Source organism: Streptomyces sp. NPDC026092 (genome assembly GCF_040638605.1).
Taxonomy (GTDB): Bacteria; Actinomycetota; Actinomycetes; order Streptomycetales; family Streptomycetaceae; genus Streptomyces.
Map to the genome: position 1 here is coordinate 107,543 of NZ_JBEZYN010000020.1, position 18,855 is coordinate 126,397.

Annotated in this window: 11 protein-coding genes; 2 read left to right on the forward strand and 9 right to left on the reverse strand. The window is 73.9% G+C overall.

All coding sequences use genetic code 11. From position 1 onward, the window contains the following. Positions 1-2 precede the first annotated feature (2 nt). Positions 3-824: a PaaX family transcriptional regulator C-terminal domain-containing protein gene (locus tag AB0F56_RS28500; protein WP_362014536.1), complete on the forward strand. Its 822-nt coding sequence runs from the start codon at positions 3-5 to the stop codon at positions 822-824. Here the strand turns inward: AB0F56_RS28500 and AB0F56_RS28505 are convergent. Then, positions 811-3,117: a bifunctional salicylyl-CoA 5-hydroxylase/oxidoreductase gene (locus tag AB0F56_RS28505; RefSeq protein WP_362014537.1), complete on the reverse strand. Its 2,307-nt coding sequence runs from the start codon at positions 3,115-3,117 to the stop codon at positions 811-813. The two genes, AB0F56_RS28500 and AB0F56_RS28505, sit on opposite strands and share 14 nt — an antisense overlap. Before the next feature lie 2 nt (positions 3,118-3,119). Next, the gene (locus AB0F56_RS28510) at positions 3,120-3,947 is read right to left on the reverse strand and encodes an enoyl-CoA hydratase family protein (protein WP_362014539.1); all 828 of its coding nucleotides are present in this window, start codon (positions 3,945-3,947) and stop codon (positions 3,120-3,122) included. A 280-nt stretch (positions 3,948-4,227) separates the two neighbouring features. On the opposite strand from AB0F56_RS28510, the gene AB0F56_RS28515 reads away from it, so the two are divergent. Next, positions 4,228-4,671, forward strand: a complete 444-nt coding sequence (locus AB0F56_RS28515) for an ATP-binding protein (protein ID WP_362014541.1) — start codon at positions 4,228-4,230, stop codon at positions 4,669-4,671. Here the strand turns inward: AB0F56_RS28515 and AB0F56_RS28520 are convergent. The 7 genes from AB0F56_RS28520 to AB0F56_RS28550 form a co-directional block, all read right to left on the reverse strand. Beyond that, positions 4,625-6,100, reverse strand: a complete 1,476-nt coding sequence (locus AB0F56_RS28520) for an amino acid permease (protein ID WP_362014542.1) — start codon at positions 6,098-6,100, stop codon at positions 4,625-4,627. The genes AB0F56_RS28515 and AB0F56_RS28520 overlap by 47 nt on opposite strands. 171 nt (positions 6,101-6,271) lie before the next feature. Beyond that, positions 6,272-7,282 carry an ornithine carbamoyltransferase gene (gene argF / locus AB0F56_RS28525; RefSeq protein ID WP_362014543.1) on the reverse strand — a complete coding sequence of 337 codons (1,011 nt, stop codon included), beginning with the start codon at positions 7,280-7,282 and terminating at the stop codon, positions 6,272-6,274. A 214-nt stretch (positions 7,283-7,496) separates the two neighbouring features. Then, complete coding sequence (locus AB0F56_RS28530; protein ID WP_362014545.1) at positions 7,497-8,729, reverse strand: arginine deiminase; 1,233 nt, start codon at positions 8,727-8,729, stop codon at positions 7,497-7,499. Positions 8,730-8,769: 40 nt separating this feature from the next. Continuing rightward, positions 8,770-10,770 (reverse strand): hypothetical protein, encoded by a 2,001-nt coding sequence (locus AB0F56_RS28535; RefSeq protein ID WP_362014547.1) that lies wholly within the window; start codon positions 10,768-10,770, stop codon positions 8,770-8,772. Continuing rightward, the gene (locus tag AB0F56_RS28540; RefSeq protein ID WP_362014548.1) at positions 10,767-12,992 is read right to left on the reverse strand and encodes a hypothetical protein; all 2,226 of its coding nucleotides are present in this window, start codon (positions 12,990-12,992) and stop codon (positions 10,767-10,769) included. The genes AB0F56_RS28535 and AB0F56_RS28540 overlap by 4 nt, the downstream gene beginning before the upstream one ends. Next, on the reverse strand, positions 12,989-15,454 hold the full coding sequence (locus AB0F56_RS28545) for an ATP synthase subunit I (RefSeq protein ID WP_362014550.1): 2,466 nt from the start codon (positions 15,452-15,454) through the stop codon (positions 12,989-12,991). Before AB0F56_RS28545 ends, AB0F56_RS28540 begins: the two co-directional genes overlap by 4 nt. Beyond that, positions 15,451-18,837, reverse strand: coding sequence for a tubulin-like doman-containing protein (locus tag AB0F56_RS28550; protein ID WP_362014552.1), 3,387 nt, complete (start codon positions 18,835-18,837; stop codon positions 15,451-15,453). The genes AB0F56_RS28545 and AB0F56_RS28550 overlap by 4 nt, the downstream gene beginning before the upstream one ends. Positions 18,838-18,855 lie beyond the last annotated feature (18 nt).

Below are 18,855 nucleotides of genomic sequence, written 5' to 3' on the forward strand. Positions count from 1 at the left end.
ACGTGGTCGAGCAGCACACCCCCCGTTCCCTGATCGTCTCGCTGTACGGCGCGTACGGCCGCGGGCTCGCGCCCGGCGAGGAGCCCTTGCCGGTGGCCGAGCTGATCCGGCTGCTCGCGGTCCTCGGCGTGGACGCGCCGTCGGTGCGCTCGTCGGTGTCCCGGCTGAAGCGGCGCGGCCTGCTGCTGCCCCGGCGGACGGCGGACGGGGCCGCCGGGTACGTCCTGTCGGACGACGCCCGCCAGCTCCTGGACGACGGCGACCGCCGGATCTACGCCCGTACCGAGCCGGCGCTCTCCGACGGCTGGGTCCTCGCGGTCTTCACCGTCCCCGAGGCCGAGCGCCACAAGCGCCACCTGCTGCGCTCACGCCTGGCCCGGCTGGGCTTCGGGACGGCGTCGCCGGGGGTCTGGATCGCCCCGGCGCGGCTGTACGAGGAGACCCGCCACACCCTGGAGCGCCTGGAGCTCTCCTCGTACGTGGACCTCTTCCGGGGCGAGCACCTGGGGTACGCGCCGACGGCGGAGGCGGTGGCCCGCTGGTGGGACCTGCCGTCGATCGCCAAGCTCCACGAGGAGTTCCTGGCCGCCCACGAGCCCGTCCTGCGGGCCTGGACGGCCGCGCAGGGCACGGCGGAGGACGCGTACCGCGACTACCTCTTCGCCCTGGACTCCTGGCGCCGCCTCCCGTACGCCGACCCGGTCCTGCCGGCCGAGCTGCTGCCCCAGGACTGGCCGGGCGCCCGCTCGGCGGCGGTCTTCGCGGAGCTGCACGAGCGGCTGCGCGACCGGGGGGCCGAGTTCGCGCACGTCACGACAGCCTGAGCCGCGGCTTCGGCGCGTCCGTGCGGCCCGTCGGGGGTGTGCGGCTGCCCGCGCGGTACGGGGCCGGCCAGGGGGCGGCCGGGCCCTGGTAGTTCTGGTCGGCCGCCGCGTGCAGGGTCCAGTGGGGGTCGTAGAGGTGCGGGCGGGCCAGGGCGCAGAGGTCGGCGCGGCCGGCCAGGAGCAGCGAGTTGACGTCGTCCCAGGAGGAGATCGCGCCGACGGCGATGACCGGGACGCCGAGCGCGCCCCGGATCCGGTCGGCATACGGGGTCTGGTAGGAGCGGCCGTACTCGGGGCGTTCGTCGGGGACGACCTGGCCGGTGGAGACGTCGAGGGCGTCGGCGCCGTGGGCGGCGAAGGCGCGGGCGATCTCCACGGAGTCCTCGGGCGTGGTGCCGCCGTCCGCCCAGTCGGTCGCGGAGAGGCGGACGGTCATCGGCCGGTCCTCGGGCCACACCTCCCGTACGGCGTCGAAGACTTCGAGGGGGAAGCGGAGCCGGTTCTCCAGCGGGCCGCCGTAGGCGTCGTCGCGGTGGTTGGTGAGCGGGGAGAGGAAGCCGGAGAGCAGGTAGCCGTGGGCGCAGTGCAGTTCCAGGAGGTCGAAGTCGCAGGCGGCGGCGCGCCGGGCGGCGGCCGTGAACTCCTCCCGTACGGCCGTCATGCCGGCCCGGTCCAGGGCTCGGGGGATCTGGTTGACGCCCTCGCGGTACGGCAGCGGTGAGGCGGCCGTCAGGGGCCAGTTGCCTTCGGGGAGCGGCTGGTCGATGCCCTCCCACATGCGGCGGGTGGAGCCCTTGCGGCCGGAGTGGCCGAGCTGGACGCCGATCGCCGTGCCCGGGGCGTTCTCGTGGACGAAGGCGGTGACCCGGCTCCAGGACGCGGCCTGCTCTTCGGTCCACAGGCCCGTGCAGGCCGGGGTGATGCGGCCCTCGGGGCTCACGCAGACCATCTCGGTCATGACGAGCCCTGCGCCGCCGAGGGCCCTGGCCCCGAGGTGGACGAGGTGGTAGTCGGTGGGGAGGCCGTCCTCGGCGACGTACAGGTCCATCGGGGAGACGACGACCCGGTTGCGCAGGGTGAGGCCGCGCAGCCGGAAGGGCGTGAACATCGGCGGGGTGCCGGGCGGGCAGCCGAATTCGCGTTCCACCGCGTCGGTGAACCGGGGGTCGCGCAGCCGCAGGTTGTCGTGGGTGACGCGGCGGCTGCGGGTGAGCAGGTTGAAGGCGAACTGCCGGGGCGGCTGGTCGAGATGGCCCTCGATCTCCTCGAACCAGCGCAGGCTGGCGGCCGCCGCGCGCTGGGTGGACGCGACGACGGGCCTGCGTTCGGTCTCGTACGCGGCCAGGGCCTCGGGGATCGTGGGCTGTTCCTCGACGCAGGCGGCGAGCGCGAGGGCGTCCTCGACGGCGAGCTTGGTGCCGGAGCCGATGGAGAAGTGCGCGGTGTGGGCGGCGTCGCCGAGGAGGACGGTGGTGCCGTGGGACCAGCGCTCGTTGACGACCGTACGGAACGCGGTCCAGGTGGAGCGGTTGGAGCGCAGGGGCCGGCCGCCGAGGACGTCGGCGAAGAGCTTGGCGCAGTGGGCGGTGGACTCGTCCTCGCCCATCTCGTCGAAGCCGGCGGCCTGCCAGACCTCCTCGCGCATCTCGACGATGACGGTGGAGGCGGTGGCGGAGAAGGGGTAGCCGTGGAGCTGCATCACGCCGTGTTCGGTCTCGGCGATCTCGAAGCGGAAGGCGTCGAGGGCGAAGTCGGCGGCGAGCCAGATGTAGCGGCAGCGGTGGGTGGTGATCCGGGGGCGGAACACGTCCGCGTGGGCCTCCCGGGTCGCGCTGTGGACGCCGTCGGCGGCGATGACGAGGTCGTGGTCGGCGGCCAGTGCGGCGGCGGGCGGCGCCCCGGTACGGAAGCGGAGCCGTACGCCGAGTTCGGCGCAGCGGGCGTGCAGGATCTCCAGGAGCCGGCGGCGGCCGAGGGCGGCGAAGCCGTGGCCGGTGGAGGTGAGCAGCTCGCCCCGGTGGCCGATGTGGATGTCGTCCCAGCGGACGAACTCGTTCTGGAGGGCCCGGTAGACGGCCGGGTCGGCGTGCTCGATGCCGCCGAGGGTCTCGTCGGAGAGGACGACCCCGAAGCCGAAGGTGTCGTCGGGGGCGTTGCGCTCCCAGACGGTGACCTCGCGGGCGGGGTCGAGCCGCTTGAGCAGCGCGGCCGCGTAGAGCCCGCCGGGGCCGCCGCCGACGACGGCGATCCGGAGCGGGGCGGCGGGGGCGCGGCCCGCCTCGGGCGGGGGCATCCTCAGCGCCCCCGCCACTTCGGGGAGCGCTTCTCGGTGAAGGCGGCGTGGAACTCGGCGTAGTCCTCGCCGTTCATCAGGAGCGCCTGGGTGGCCGCGTCCAGCTCGACGGAGGCCGCGAGGGGCATGTCCAGCTCGGCGGTGAGCAGGGCCTTCGTCTGGGCGTGGGCGAGGGCCGGGCCGTCGGCGAGGCGGCGGGCGAGCTCGGCGGCGCGGGTGGTGGCGGCGCCCTCCTCGGTGACCTCGCTGAGCAGGCCGATGCGTTCCGCCTCGGCCGCGTGGACGGGGTCGCCGAGCATGAGGAGCCGGGTGGCGTGGCCGAGGCCGACGACCCGGGGCAGCAGATAGGCCGCGCCCATGTCGCCGCCGGAGAGCCCGACGCGGGTGAAGAGGAAGGCGAAGCGGGCGGTGGGGTCGGCGATCCGGAAGTCGGCGGCGAGGGCCAGGACGGCTCCGGCGCCGGCCGCGACGCCGTGGACGGCGGCGATCACGGGGAAGGGGCACTCGCGGATCGCGCGGACGACCTGTCCGGTCATCCGGTTGAAGTCGAGCAGCTGGGCGGTGTCCATGGCGAGTGTGGCGCCGATGATCTCGTCCACGTCGCCGCCGGAGCAGAAGCCGCGCCCCCCGCCGCCGAGGACGAGGGCGCGGACGGCCCGCTCGCGGGACAGCTCGGCGAGCAGGTCGCGCAGGTCGGCGTAGGCGCCGAAGGTGAGCGCGTTGAGTTTCGCGGGGCGGTCGAGGGTGACGGTGGCGACGCCGTCGTCGACGGTCAGCCGCAGATGCCGCCAGCGCTCGGTACGGGGTGCGGAGCCGGTAAAGGGGCTCATGGGGTCGCCCTCCCTTCCTCCTCCCCGGAGCGTATCACCGTGTTGTGACCACCGTCACGAGTGCGCGATATCGCGACGGTCCGAAGGTCCCGGGACCTTGGGGGCACTGGTCCCCGCCGTGAAGGAGGGGGTGCCCATGGATTCGGCCGGACCGGTTCGTAAGGTTGAAAGCCGGACGTGTCGGGGCAGGCGGTCCCCATGTCCTTCTCTTCGCCCTCCCCGCGCACCGCACCGCCTCGCCCTGCCCACCGCCCACCGCTCTCGGTGAAGGGAGCCCGCCATGGCCGAAGCCGCCGACACCGCCTCGTGGCGCGTCGAGCTTCCGCACACCACCGCCGCCGTGCCGATGGCCCGGGCCCTCGTCCGCACCGCGCTCACCGAGCTGGCCGCGCCCGCCGACAGCGACACGGCCGAGCTGCTCACCGCCGAGCTGGTCGCCAACGCCGTGGAGCACACGGACCCCGAGGACCCCATCGAGCTGGTCGTCGAGCTGCTGCCGGGCGGCTGTCAGGTCGAGGTGCACGACCGGCGCCCGGCGGGCCCCGGCGAGCTGATCGGCCCCGGGCCGGTCCAGCGGCCCGACCCCTGGCAGGAGCACGGGCGCGGGCTTCTCCTCATCCGCGCGCTCTCCAGCGACTGCGGCCACCGCCCCACCGCGCACGGCAAGGCGGTCTGGTTCACCCTTCCCGCGGTGCCGGCACAGCGTCGGCGGCCGGAGCGCTGAGCTCGGGGGACGTCGTACGGTCCTCGGCACCGGAGGCGAGCCGCGAGTTGCGGCGCCCGTAGAACGCGTAGACGAGCGCTCCGACGGCCAGGAAGGCCGCGAACTGAAGCCAGGTCGCCCAGCCCGTGCCCCAGATCAGGTACAGGCAGAAGCCGACCCCGAGCACCGGGCTCAGCGGGTAGAGCGGCACCCGGAAGGAGCGCGGCAGCTCCGGATCGCGGCGGCGCAGCGCGATCACCGCGATGTTGACGACGGCCATGACGGCGAGCGTGCCGATGGTCGTCAGGCCCACCACCACGTCGAGCGAGGCGAACGCGGCCGGGACGGCGAAGACGGCCGCCACGATCCAGGTGTTGGCGACGGGGGTCGCACTCTTCGGCGAGACCCGCTCGAAGACCCGGGGAACGAGCCCGTCCCGGGACATCGACATCAGGACGCGGGTCTGCCCGTACATCACCGCGAGGACGACCGACGCGATCGCGACGACCGCGCCGAAGGCGATGATCCCGCCGCCGATCGAGGACCCGGTGACCTGGTCGACGACGAGCGAGAGCGCGGCCGGCTTGTCGGCGACGGCGTCCGCACCGAGCGCGCCGATCGCGGAGAGCGCCACCGCGCCGTAGAGCACCGTGACGACCCCGATGCAGACGAGGATCGCGATGGGGATGTTGCGGCGGGGGTTCTTGACCTCCTCGCCCGCGGTGGTGATGGCGTCGAAGCCGATGTACGAGAAGAACGCCACGGACGCGCCCGCGGTGATCCCGGCGGCGCCGTGGGTGGCGAACGGCGAGAGGTTGCCGTCCTGGAAGGCGCTGAAGCCGATCGCGCAGAAGAGGACCAGGATCCCGAGCTTGAGGACGGCCATCGCGGCCGTCGCCCGGGCGCTCTCCCGGACCCCGCGCACCAGGAGCACGGCGGCGAGCGCGATGACGACGACGGCGGGCAGGTTGACGACACCGCCGTCGCCGGGTCCGGCGGAGAGCGCCTGCGGCAGGCTCAGCCCGACGAGGCTGTCCAGGAGCTCGTTCAGGTACTGGCTCCAGCCGACCGCGACCGCGGAGACGGAGACGCCGTACTCCAGGAGCAGGCACCAGCCGACGAGGAAGGCGACCCGCTCGCCGAGGCTCGCGTACGCGAAGGAGTAGGAGGACCCGGAGACGGGGATCGCGCCGCCCAGCTCGGCGAAGGAGAAGGCGGTGAAGACGCAGGTGATCGCGGCCAGGACGAAGGAGACGACGACGGCGGGGCCCGCCTCGGCGACGCTGTCGGAGAGGCCGACGAAGATGCCGGTGCCGACGATCGCGCCGATGCCGAAGCACATGAGCTGGAAGAGGCCCATGGTGCGCTTGAGGCCGTGGCCTTCGAGGTCCGCGCCGGATTCGGCGATCAGCTGCTGGGGGGATTTGATCCGCGGCGCGGACGGGGACATGCGGGGGTTCTCATCTCTGATCAAGCGGGGCGCCCGGGGTGTGGACGCACGAATGGGGTCCGGGCTTGTGAGCCCGAACCCCACCAATCGATCCGATGGTAACCATGGATCGCATATACACCCAATCGGGCGTATCGCTATCCGTGAGCTGCGGTGACGAGCAGGTGACGACTACCCGAGGTCGCCGGCCATCGTGGCGACGAGGACCGCCTTGATGGTGTGCATCCGGTTCTCGGCCTCGTCGAAGACGACGGAGTGGTCCGACTCGAAGACCTCGTCGGAGACCTCCAGCTCGCTCAGCCCGTGCCGGGCGTGGATGTCGCGGCCGACGGCCGTCCCGAGGTCGTGGAAGGCCGGCAGGCAGTGCAGGAACTTCACGGCCGGGTTGCCGGTGGCCCGCAGCACGTCCATGGTCACGGCGTACGGCAGGAGGTCGGCGATCCGCTGGTCCCAGACCTCCTTGGGCTCCCCCATGGAGACCCAGACGTCGGTGGCGACGAAGTCCGCGCCCCTGACGCCCTCGCCGACGTCCTCGGTGAGGGTGATCGTCGCGCCGCTGGTCTCCGCGAGGGCGTGCGCCGAGGCGACGACCGCCTCGCCCGGCCAGTACGCCTTCGGGGCCACGATCCGGACGTCCATGCCGAGGAGGGCGCCGGTCACGAGGTAGGAGTTGCCCATGTTCAGGCGGGCGTCGCCGAGGTAGGCGAAGGCGACCTCGTCGAGCGGCTTGTCCGTGTGCTCGGTCATGGTGAGGACGTCGGCGAGCATCTGCGTGGGGTGCCAGTCGTCCGTCAGTCCGTTGAACACGGGGACGCCCGCGTGCGCGGCGAACGCCTCGACCTTCTCGTGGTTGTCGCCGCGGTACTCGATGGCGTCGAACATCCGGCCGAGGACCCGGGCGGTGTCCTTGACCGACTCCTTGTGGCCGATCTGGGAGCCGGCCGGGTCCAGGTACGTGGTCGAGGCGCCCTGGTCGGCCGCGGCGACCTCGAAGGCGCAGCGGGTCCGGGTCGAGGTCTTCTCGAAGATCAAAGCGATGTTCCGGCCGTGCAGCCGCTGGACCTCCACGCCCGCCTTCTTGGCCGCCTTCAGCTCGGCGGCCAGGTCGATCAGACCGCGGAACTCCTCGGCGGAGAAGTCCAGCTCCTTGAGGAAGTGGCGGCCGATGAGGTCGGTGGCCATGGGGCGCTCCTGGATACGGTCGGGGACGGCGAGGCGACGACGACGAACGGACGACGAACAAGTCTGCGACTGGAAGTCTATACGCCAATCAGCATGGCTATACAGTGACCCCGCCCACTCGACTCCGCCGTCGCGCCCGGACCGACTGCCGTCCCCGCCTCGGCTGCCCCTGGCCCGGCCGTCCCCGCCGCGGCCGCCCCTTGCCCGGCCGGCCTCACACGGCGTCGCGCTCCACCGGGCAGCTCATACAGCGCGGGCCGCCCCTCCCCCGGCCCAGCTCGCTGCCGGGGATCTCGATCACCTCGATGCCCTGCTTGCGCAGATGGGTGTTGGTGGTCGAGTTCCGCTCGTACGCCACGACCACGCCCGGCTCGACGGCGAGGACGTTGCAGCCGTCGTCCCACTGCTCGCGCTCCGCCGCGTGGACGTCCTGGGTCGCGGTGAGGACCCGGATGTCCTGGAGACCGAGCGCGGCGGCGATCGCGCTGTGCATGTGCTCGGGCGGATGGTCGGTGACCCGCAGGGACTGGCCCTCGTCGCCCGGCTCGATCGTGTACGAGCGGAGCATGCCGAGCCCCGCGTACTGGGTGAAGGTGTCGTGGTCGACCATCGTCATCACCGTGTCGAGGTGCATGAACGCGCGCCGCTTCGGCATGTCGAGCGCGATGATCGTCCGGGCCGAGCCGGCCGCGAACATCCCCCGGGCCAGCATCTCCACCGCCTGCGGGGTGGTCCGCTCGCTCATGCCGATCAGGACGGCTCCGTTGCCGATGACGAGGACGTCGCCGCCCTCGATCGTGGACGGGTAGTCGGCCTGACCCTCGGACCAGAGGTGGAAGCCGCCCGCCTCGGGGCCGGCGAAGAGCGGGTGGTGCTTGTAGATCGCCTCGAAGTGGACGGTCTCGCGCTGCCGGGCGGGCCAGCGCATCGCGTTGATGGAGACCCCGTCGTAGATCCAGGCGGAGGTGTCCCGGGTGAAGATGTGGTTCGGGAGCGGGCCGAGGATGAAGTCGTCCAGGTCCATCGCGTGGAACCGGACCGAGGTGGGTTCGCGGTGCACCGCCAGGAACTCCCGCTTCGTCATCCCGCCGACGAGCGCCTCCACGAGCGCGACGGCGTCCAGGGAGTCGAAGGCCGCGCGGAGATGGTCGGCGGCGAGGGGGCCGTACTCCTTCTCGTCGAAGACCCGGTCGAGGACGAGCTTGCGGGCGGCGGGCAGTTCGAGGGACTCGGCGAGGAGATCCCCGAAGAGATGGACCTCGACGTCCCGGTCGCGCAGCACGTCGGCGAACCCGTCGTGCTCCTGGCGTGCGCGGCGCACCCAGAGCACGTCGTCGAAGAGGAGAGCGTCCTTGTTGGAGGGTGTCAGCCGCTTCAGCTCCAGATCGGGCCGGTGCAGTATGACGCGGCGGAGCCGCCCGGTCTCGGAATCGACATGGAATCCCATGCGCCCATCCTGACGGAGCCGGGCGGCTCACGCGTGGTTCTCACGTCACGACCATCGACACGATGACCGAGACGAGGGTGACGATCACGGCGAGGAGCGCCAGGAAGACGAGCTTCCCGTCGCCGGGGGGACGCGGGGGCGAGGCCGCGGGCGCGGGTGGCGGGGGTGAGGGAACGAGGGGCGGCGGAGCTTGAGGGTGCGGGGCCTGAGAGTGCGGGGCCTGAGAGTGCGGGGCCTGGGCATGGAAGGCCACGGGCGTCGGTACGGGCGTCGGTACGGGTTCCGGCGGGAGCGCAGGATCCTGGACGAGTGCGCGCCAGACGGCCTCGGGGAGACCGGGCCGCTCGTCGTCCACGATCTGCTGGAAGGCCGCCCGGGCGGCGGGGACCGGGCTCGCCCGGAGCCGGGTCAGGAGCGCGACGAGTACGCCGTTGCCCGGTGCGTCGCCCTCGTCGAGGAGCGGGCGCACGGCCCAGCGGTGCAGGGCGGCCGCGTTGGCGGCGCGCTCGGCCTCGTCGGGCTCGCCGAGGAGGGCGGAGCGCGGCGCCGTCACGAAGAACTCGTGGGCGATGACGAGGTCGCCGAACTCCCGCCGCAGGGACTGCGGCCAGTGGGGCAGGCGTCGGGCGATCTCGCGCATGAGAAGGGTGGTGACGCGGTACGAACGGTGACCCCGGAGCGCGGTGAGCAGTTCGCGGTCACCGGCCGCCCGGACGCGCGCCTCGGCGTCGTCCGCGTCGGCGGCCAGCCACCGTACGAGACCGGTCTCCACCGGCCTCCCGCGCCTCGACCGCCCCCTGCGCCACCAGGCCTTGCTCCCCTCGGGCCCTCGCCACACGGGGGCCACGACGGGCAGGTCGCCGTGGGGCTGGGGTGGCGGGGGCGGGGGCGGTGGCGGGGGTGGTTGGTGTGTCGGGGGTGGCTGCGGTGACTGAAGTACCTGCGGTGGCTGGTACGGAGCGGGGGGCCAGGCCGGCGGGGCTACGGGCACCACGGGCTCGACCGGTACGACCGGCGTGACGGGCTGGACCGGTGCGGCGGGCTCGACAGCCGGTGGCCCGCCCGCCTCCTGGGCCCCGTACGGGGCCTCCTCGTCCTGGACCCACGCCGGTCCGCGCGCGGGCTCCGGGGGCTTGGTGTCGTCGGTGGACGCGCGGCGGGCGCGGGCCGCGTCGAGGCGGGCCACCGCCCGTTCGGCCGACTCCAGGAGCGAGAGGTCGCCCGCGCCCGGGGCCTCGCGGAGGGCCGCGACGACCGCGCCCTCCGGGCCGTCGAGGTGGTGGTGGACCAGGCGGGCCGCGAGCTCCTCCGCCCGGTCGCCGATCCGCTCGCGCGGGTCCACCCGGCGGCGGTCCGTGTTCCGGCTTGCCGCCCCCGCCCACTGGCCGACGAACACGTAACGCAGCTTGTTCAGTTCGACCGTGTCGTGGCTCGCGAAGGTCCAGCGGCGCGGGCGCGGTACGTCGGTGAACATCGCGTGCAGCCCGCGCAGTACCGCGTACGCGGTGTCGCCCCGCTCGTCCAGGACCGTGAACCGGGCCTGCGGGTGCCGCAGCAACTCCGCGACCATGCCCGTGAGTTCGTACTCCACTCCGGGCAACGCCAGGTCGAGCGCCCGCTGACCGGCCACGGCCGAGGCCACCAGCGCCTCCCTCGGGACGGCGGGCAGGGCTCCCCGTATCAGCCCCGACGGCAGCTCCGCCCCCTGCCAGTCCCAGGCGTGCAGCCCGAGACAGAACGCCGGGTCGAGCAGCTCCGGCGAGCCGACGAGCGCATGGCAGACCACCGACGCCCGCCCGCCGGGGTCGCGTCCGGGCATGCGGCGGATCAGGACGACGCCCGCGGGCTGTTCCACCCGGAGCAGCGCGGGCCGGGTCTCCTCCCCGCTCGCCCGCAGCAGCGCTCCGTAGATCTGGAAGAGGGCCTCGACCTCGTCCCGCTGCCCCGACCACGCCACCGGCCCGAACCCCGTGGTGCCGACGGCGTTCTCGCTGTCCCAGCGGAAGACGATCTGGTCCGCCTCGTATCTCGACCGGCTCATCCGGCTCCCTCCTCGATCGGTTCCGCCCCGGGAAGCAGCCCGCACATGGCGAAGATGGACAACAGCGGTGCGAGGACCCGGCGCGACCGGGCCCCGTGCGGGAACCGGTCCCCCTTCGCCTGCCCGCCGGTGGCCGCGACGAAGTGCAGCGTGCAGCGGGCACTGTCGTCGAAGGGCTTGAGCCAGGCACGGCTCGCGTGGTGGGCCAGGAAGGCGTACGCGTCCCGGCTCTCGGCCCGCAGCGCCTCCCGGTCGATCCTCGGCGGCAGCGCGCGGCCGAGCCAGCGGTCGACGGCCGGTTCGAAGCGGACCAGGTCGGACTTGTTGACGGCGATCGCCGCGGGCGCGCCGATCAGTCCGTCGGCCGGCCGCTCCAGGCGGTTGAGGACCGTGGTGAACGCCTCGTCCCCCAGCTCCCGCAGGGGCAGCCCGTCCTGTTCGCGGACCGGGTCGAGCGCGGGCATGCGCAGGGCGCGCAGCGGATCGAGGACGAAGACGAACGCGTCGACGCCCGACAGGAAGTTCGTCACCACACCGTCCTGGGCGAGGTCCTCGCCGGCCAGGTCGAAGAAGACGACGGGCCGTGGCGTCGCGCCCCGGGCGGAGACGAGCAGGCCGTCGGCGAACCGGGCGAAGGTCTGCTGGACGGTGCTGCCGAGCCGCCGCCCCTGCTGCAGGCTCTGCACGCGCTCGCGCAGGAACGCGCGGTGCGTGTCCGGGTTGAGCGGCAGGCACTTCAGTCCGTACCGCTCAAGGCCGCCGAGTTCGACCTCGCCGAGCATGGCGGCGAGGAGATGGGTCTTGCCGACGGAGGAGCTGCCGACGAAGGCGATGGAGAGCGGCTCGCCGTTGGTCAGGTACGGCACGGGCAGTTCGTGCGCCTCGTCGCCGGGCCCCGCGTGCGGGCACAGGTGGTACGCCTTGCGCAGGAGCTCGCGCCGGTGCGCGGGACGCTGTTCGGCGGCGAGGTCGAGCGGGAGCCGGTTGCCCTTGGCGTCGATGGTGACCAGCAGACTCTCGTCGTACTCGACGGAGAGCAGGCAGTGCGGGCACATCCGACCGCGTCGCCGCGCGGCCGGGGCGTCGGCCGTCGCGGAAGCGGGGGGTGGGGGTGGGGCCGGGGCGGGGCGTGGCGGGTTCCGGTCGGTGGTGTCGCCGCCGAACAGCCGGGCGCGCAGGGAGGGCCGGGGCGGCACCAGGTCGTAGGGGTTGCGCGCCGCGTCCCCGCCCGGCTGCCGCCCGTCCCCCGTCCCGCTCGGCTCCGGCGGGAACAGCGACGCCGCCACCCGGCGTTTGCGGGCGAGGTGGGCGTCGAACTCGGCGCGGCCCCTGCTGAGCGGATCGGGGGCGCCGACGGCCGTGGCGAGCGGGTCCGGGACGTGCAGGAGCCGCAACAGCTCCACGGGGGACGGCCGCGCGGCCGCGTCCGCGGCGAAGAGCCCGCTGTGTTCGAGCGCCGCGAGGCGGCGGTAGTCGCCCAGGTCCTCCGGCGGCCCCTCGCCCCGGTCGGGGTGGCCGGAGAGGAGGTAGTAGCCGATCCTGCCGACCGACCACAGGTCGTCGCGGGTGTCGGCGGTGCCGCGCCCGGCGCGCTGTTCGGGCGAGGCCCACGGCGCCGAGCCGAAGGCCTCGCGGGGCTCGCCCTCGCGCAGGACGGCGTACGGCTCCCCCAGCCGCACATGGGTGCCGTCCCAGCGCACGGTGTCGGGGGCGATCGTCCGGTGCACGAACTCGACCTCGGCCAGCAGCCGTACGGAGAGCGCGAGTTGGGCGAGAACGCGGTGCTGTTCGTCGCCGTTGAGGCGACCGGCGCACTCCGTGAGCGGCGATCCGGCGGACAGCCGGTAGAGCACGAAGGGGTCCGCGCCCTCCAGGTCGAAGCCGACGATCCGGGTGAAGACCTCCCCGAACTTCTCGGTGCCGTAACGCCGTTCGAGCGCGACGGCGGCGGAGACCTCCCGTTCCAGGGCGCCGTACGCGTGCGGGTCCGCCTGCGCCGAGCGCGGCAGCCGGTACTGGAGGACCGGCCAGCCGGCGCTCAGCGTGACCTCGCGGACGAGCACGCCGGGGCGGCCGGCCGCTCTGCGGTCCGCGCCGTACCGGACGGCGAACCGGATCGTGTCCCCGAGGTGCGTGGAGAACTCCAACTCATCCTGAGGCCCGGGGGTTCCGGGGTGTCGGGCGTGCCGGGCGTGCCGGGTCCCGTCGTCGGGTTCGGTCATGGCGTTCCCGCCTCCTCTGCCCTGACGATGCGTACCACGTCCGGGCGCAGCGGTACGAGCCGCAGGACGCCGGCGTGCCGTCCCGCGCGGGTCCACTCCACGTCCTCCCCCGTGCCACGCCAGATGTCGTCGCCGGTGGCTCCGCGCCGCATCGTCTCGGGGACGAAGCGGACCTGGCGGACGGCGCCGGGGTCGTGCGAGAGCAGCCGCAGATGCTCGGGCCCGCACATCGGCACCGTGTGGTCGGGGTCGTCGTCGGCGGCTATCAGCCGGGCCACGGCGTCGGGCGCGACACCGGTGAGCCGGGCCGCGTCGGGGCGGTCGCGCCGGTCGCCCGAGCCGGGCGGCGGGGAGGCCGCGACGTCCCGTTCCAGCCGGACGCGGGTCTCGTCGAGCAGCTCGGTCAGCCGCTCGTCCAGCGGCAGCCGGCCGGCGTTCGCCGGGTCGCGTTCGATCCCCGCCCAGCAGCCGTCGAGGATGCGGACGGTGCCCTCGACGAGGTCGGCGAGGAGGGTGTCCACGAGGGCGGGACCGCCGTCGCCGTGCCGCCGCTCCAGCCAGGCGGGCGCCGGGTCCCCGGACGCCCCCGTCGGGGCAAGGGGCTTGGCGGGCGCCGGGGACTCGGGCTTGCGGGGCTCGGGAACGAGGTCGTCCTCGTCCGGTCCGTCGGACCAGAGGTCGTCGCCCGCGCTGTCCGCCCAGTCGCCCCAGCTCCAGGCCTCGCCCGGAGCCGTGCCCGTGCCCGCGTCCGCGCCGCCCGACGGAGCGGTGCGCTCCGGGCCGTGGTCGTGGGCGCGCCCGGAGCCGGGCCCGTTCCCCTCGTACGGGTACGCGTACGCGTCGGCCGTCGCGGCGAGGCCGCGCAGCAGTCGGGCGACCGCCCCGGCGCCCTCCGCGCAGTGGTGGCGCACGTCGGCGAAGAGCCAGTCGTGCACGGCCGTCGTGATCACGAGGTCCTGGATCTCCTTCAACAGGGGGCCGGCGTGCCCCGGGTCCATCCGCGCCCACCAGTCGTCCACGGCGCGCGTCCAGTCCCGCAGGGCGAGGCCCACGACGGCGCCGACGGCCAGCACGGCGGTCACGGCGCCCGCCCAGAGCGGGAGGCCGACGAGCTGGCCGACGGCCGCCCCGAGGATCCCGCCGACGACGCCGCCGAAGAGCCGGGGCGCGGCGCCGGTGCTGCCGCCGCCGTCGAGCCGCCCGTCCGGTGAGCGGTTGGGCCTGCGGCGCAGCATCAGATGGGCCAGGACGGCGGCGAGGACGCCGGTGCCGGGCCCGAGGGCCCAGCCGGCGCCGGGCCAGAGCCCTGCGAGGAGGGCGAGGACACCGGTCACCACGAGCGCGACGGGCCGGGAGCCGCCGGCCGTGAACGGCTGCTGCGCGGCCATCCGGTGCAGGTCCTCGGGCGGGCAGATCTCGTCGAGACGCTGGAGCCGCGCGGCGCTGCCCGCGGGCGCCGTGCGCGAGGAGAGGGCCGCGAGCCGGGCGGCGACGGAGCGCAGCGGGAGCCCGCGGCCGATGAGTTCGTACGTGTGGTCCCGCAGGGCCGGGACGATCCCGGCGCGCGAGATCTCCCGCGGCATCTCGGGCAGTTCGACGCCCCGGTCGCGCAGGTGCCCCCGGTGCTCGGCGGTGAGCCTCGCCCCGCCCGCGACGGCGAAGGTGTCGGCGACGGCGGTACGGAGGCGCTTCAGGGCGCCGGCCAAGCGCTCGATCTCCCCCGGCAGGTCGGGCGACCGGTCGGCCCCGGCGAGGAAGCCGGCCGGACCGCGCACGCGCGCGTGGCCCTCGACGGCGTCGTCCCAGGCCTCCTCGCAGGTGAGCAGCAGGCCCCCGGCCCGCCCGTGGGCGGGCAGCCAGTCGTGGCCGGCGAGCGAGCGCGGCACGGACTCGTCGAGGAGCAGGGCCAGTTCGGCGGGAGCTCCGTCCGTCGAGGGCGCCTGGGCGGGTACGTCCGGTCCCGCGAGCCCCTCCACGGCCTGCCGCCAGGACCGGGCGCGGGCCTCCTCGGTCAGGTCGTGCTCCAGGACGCGGGCGGAGGGAACGGCCACGCCGTGGACCACCTCCGCCAGCGCCCGGAGCACGGCCCCGAACACCTCGGGTCCCGAGACGATGTCCACGAGCGGGCGCAGCGCGGCGTCGTCCGGCTCGTCGAGCAGCCACAGCACCCCGGCGTTGCGCGGGCGCAGCGTCAGCGACCGGTGCAGGGTGCGCCGGCCCGGGGCGCCGACGGCGAGGCAGATGATCCGCGCGGGGCCGTACGACGACAGGCGTTCGTGCAGGAGCTGGTGGGCGACGAGCATCTCGGCGTCGTCGAGCACGACGAAGCGCCGGTCCCCGGGGGGCTGCGGGGCCTCCAGTGCGGCGCGCACGACGCCGTCGGGGTCGTGCAGCGGGGCCCTGAGGTCGAGGCACACGGCGTGGCCGGGTACCGGGTGCTCCGGGGTCGCGCGGGGGCTCACTCCTCCTCACCGTCCAGGTCCCACGGGTAACGGACGTCCTCGGGCGTGGCCGCGGGCGGGGGCGGGGCTTGGGGCGCCGCCTGGGGCCGGGGTTCGGGCCGTGGCCGGGGCACGGACTCCGGGGGCGGCTCGGGCGCCTGGTTCTCGGCCTGAGCCTGGGCCTGCGCCTCGGCCTGAGCCTGCGCCTGCTCCTGCGCTTGCGCTTGCGCTTGCGCTTGCGCTTGCGCCTGAGCCTGTGCCTGTGCCTGTGTCTGGACGTACCGGTCGAAGAGGGCCTGGAGGCTGGGCCGTACGGGATGTCCCGCCCCGGAGAAGCGCCGGTTCATGGCGGCCGGGAAGGTCTCCGTCCAGAAGTGGCGCAGCGGCGCGAGCCATTGCGCGTCCCGCTCGTCGTACTCCGCACTCAACTGGTCGAGCAGCGCCACCTGGCGCGGGACGACCTTCTCGATGAGGTGGACGAAGAGCGGCGACGGGTCGGCCGGGACATGGGTGAGCCCCTTGGGCAGCGAGCGCATCAGCCGCTCGCAGAACACCTCCACGATCTGCCCCTCGTCGAGCAGCGCCGACTGCTCGTAGCCGCGCAGCAGACCGGCCCAGCTGGAGAGCGCTCCGTCGAAGCCCTCCAGGCGGAGCGACATGCTCGCGCCCTCGCCCTCCTGGAGCCGGATGCGGACCAGTTCGGGGGAGTCCGCCGGTCCCTGGATCCGAATGTTCCCGTTCCACATCGCGTTGAGCAGCCGGTGCAGGATCCGGGTCCGGTCCTCCTCGGTGGAGACCAGCCAGTCGTCCTGGTAGCCGAGCCGCTGCCGCCAGTGCAGGAAGTCGTCCTCGCCCGCCGAGTCCCGTGCCTCCGCCCACAGTTTGAGGACACCGCGGACCTCGGAGATGTCGGTGAGGTTCATCCCGCTGCGGAAGAGGACCACGGTGATGGAGTCGGTGTCCACGGCCCGGAACTCCTGCGTCCCGCCGACCGGCAGGTTCAGGTCCTCGGCGAGGTACTCGGAGGCGCGGGTGTCGGACTCGCTCGCCGGGTGCACGATGAGGGTCTTCAGCGGTCCGCCGCCGTCCGGGCTGAAGCCCACCGGGAGCAGCCCGGCGATCCCGGCCCGGAACTGTTCGAGCCAGCGGACGTCGATCTTCGACTCGGCGGCCTCGTCCCCGGACGCGGCCCGCAGCAGCAGCTCCATCGAGGGCAGCAGGGGCCGCGTGTAGCGGTCCTCGTTGGCCTCGCCGAAGAGCCGCTTGACGCGCTGCTCGACGACCTGCTTGATCTCCTTGACGGCGGCGCCCGGTGAGCGGCGGACGGCGTCCAGGGCGGAGCGCCAGTCCTCGGCCCTGACCAGCCGCCCGAGGAGGGTGGCGGCGTCGACGTTCTCCGGGAGCCGCTCGCTCTGCGCGAGCCGGTCGAGGACGTCGTCGTAGAAGGCCCGCAGGCTGTTCTGCGGGGGCAGGAGGTACGTGATGCCCGTGCGGTCGTCGCGGTAGAGCTCGCGCCTGCGGTCGGCGAAGAGGCGGCCCTCGTCCTGCTCGTGGGCGCGCAGCGCGCTGGTCAGCTCGCCGAGGTCGTGGACGATCCGGTGCAGCGGGTCCCGCCACTGCGTCTCGCCCTCCTGCCAGCCGCTGTGCCAGAGCTTCCGGGCCCGCCAGGTGTACCAGTCCTCCTGTTCGGCGAGCGCGTCCTGGACGTCGGGGTCGCTCCACCGGGCCGGTACGAGACCGCCCTTACTGCGCTTGATGTGCGGGATCACGGGCGGCTGGGTGTGGACGTGCGGGGGCCGTTCGGGTTCGTTGCGCCGGTTGTCGAGCATGCCGGTGAACCCCTCCCGGCCGATCCGGTCCGTGTGGCCGGGCAGGCCGTTCAGAACGGCCTCCAGCTGGAAGGGACCGATCTTGTCGAGGAGTTCCCGCACACCGGTGCCCGGCTTGAACTCCTCGACCAGGCGCGGGACTTCGCGCTCCAGGGTGCTCGTGAGGCGGTCGAGGGAGTCCTCCATGTCACCGAGCCGGTCGAAGAGCGCCCGGGTGATCGCCCGGCTCCCCTTGGGCAGCTCCTCCGGCGCGGGCACGTCGGGGGCCTCGCGGACCCAGAGCCGCCCGATCCCGGACCGGTTGAAGAGCTCCTTGACCAGCTCCGGCGAGTCGGAGGAGGGACGGCGGGCCCGCTCGGTCATGCCCCGGACGGCCTGGGCGAGGAGGCGCGCTGCGACGATCTCGGCGAGGTCGTCGACGGGCACGGTGAGGGAGGCGGCGAGGCTGGTGGACATGCCGCGGTAGCCGATGCCGGTACGGGCCGGAGTGGACCGTTCCACGCTCTTGTTGACGAAACTGGCGGCGAACGACTGGTAGTCGTCGTCGCTCCCCCGGTTGCCCCCGGGGCCACCGGAGTCCTCGCCGACCTCCGTGCCGATGAGGGACATCACCATCGCCGTGATGGAACGGCGCAGGTCCTCCGGGCGGATGACGGCGGGCTTGGAGAAGAGGAACGCGGTCTGCACGGTGGAGGCCCGCAGCTTGACCGCGCCCTCGCCCGGGTAGTGGACGCTGATCCGACTGCGTTGCTCGACGTCACCGAGTTCGTCCGCCGCGTCCGGCACGTTCTGGTCGTCGACGAGCCGCGAGAGGTCCACCAGGGAGCGGGCCGCGTTCAGTTCGGCCTCGCGGCCGCCGCCCGCCTCGGGCGGGAACGCCGAAGGCATGACGACCAGCGGGTAGATCTTCACGCCGCGCACCTTGGCGTTGCGGAACTCGTGCCCGATGAGATGCAGGAAGTCGTAGAAGATCCCGGCTCCGGTGCCGCCGGCCACCGAGAAGGCGACGAAGACGTCGCAGCCCCGGATCCGGCCGCCGCCGACCCGCTGGAGGTCACCGGCCGAGGTGCCGATGGCACTGATGGCCTCGCGCAGCTGGCGCAGGACCGGTTCGAGGCCGTGGCGCATCGTCGCGAAGAGCGCGGCGCGGCCCACGGTCGGCAGCTGGCCCGCGCCGTCGTGCAGCGGGGCGACCCGGGGCTGGCGGGCCTGCGGCGGCAGCCACGAACGGGTCTCCTCGTGCAGCGCGATCCGCAGCATGCGGGTCACGTCGGGAGAGGAGTCGAACTCGGCCGGCAGCAGGTCGCGGACCATCCTGGACGTACGGGCGTAGGCCTGGCTCTCGGCGCCCTTGGCCTTGAACTGCGGCTGGTGCAGCAGGTCGCCCTCGCTGAAGTCGGCGTAGACGAACTGCAGGCACTCGGGCAGCTGGAACGGCAGCCGCTTGCCGCCGTCGACGAGATCGGTGCCGTCGGGGCCGCACAGCTCTCTGCGCAGGCTCCGCTCCAGTTCGCTGCCGATGCGTCCGCCGGTGCCTCCCAGGCCGACGAAGAGCATGGGCTGGTAGATCTTCATGTGCGTCTCCCCTTGAGA

Excerpts from the sequence above, each read along its gene's own strand:
- AB0F56_RS28505 (WP_362014537.1), bottom strand. The coding sequence starts at position 3,117 with ATGCCCCCGCCCGAGGCGGGCCGCGCCCCCGCCGCCCCGCTCCGGATC.
- AB0F56_RS28510 (WP_362014539.1), bottom strand. The coding sequence starts at position 3,947 with ATGAGCCCCTTTACCGGCTCCGCACCCCGTACCGAGCGCTGGCGGCAT.
- AB0F56_RS28515 (WP_362014541.1), top strand. The coding sequence starts at position 4,228 with ATGGCCGAAGCCGCCGACACCGCCTCGTGGCGCGTCGAGCTTCCGCAC.
- AB0F56_RS28520 (WP_362014542.1), bottom strand. The coding sequence starts at position 6,100 with ATGTCCCCGTCCGCGCCGCGGATCAAATCCCCCCAGCAGCTGATCGCC.
- argF (WP_362014543.1), bottom strand. The coding sequence starts at position 7,282 with ATGGCCACCGACCTCATCGGCCGCCACTTCCTCAAGGAGCTGGACTTC.
- AB0F56_RS28530 (WP_362014545.1), bottom strand. The coding sequence starts at position 8,729 with ATGGGATTCCATGTCGATTCCGAGACCGGGCGGCTCCGCCGCGTCATA.
- AB0F56_RS28535 (WP_362014547.1), bottom strand. The coding sequence starts at position 10,770 with ATGAGCCGGTCGAGATACGAGGCGGACCAGATCGTCTTCCGCTGGGAC.
- AB0F56_RS28540 (WP_362014548.1), bottom strand. The coding sequence starts at position 12,992 with ATGACCGAACCCGACGACGGGACCCGGCACGCCCGGCACGCCCGACAC.
- AB0F56_RS28550 (WP_362014552.1), bottom strand. The coding sequence starts at position 18,837 with ATGAAGATCTACCAGCCCATGCTCTTCGTCGGCCTGGGAGGCACCGGC.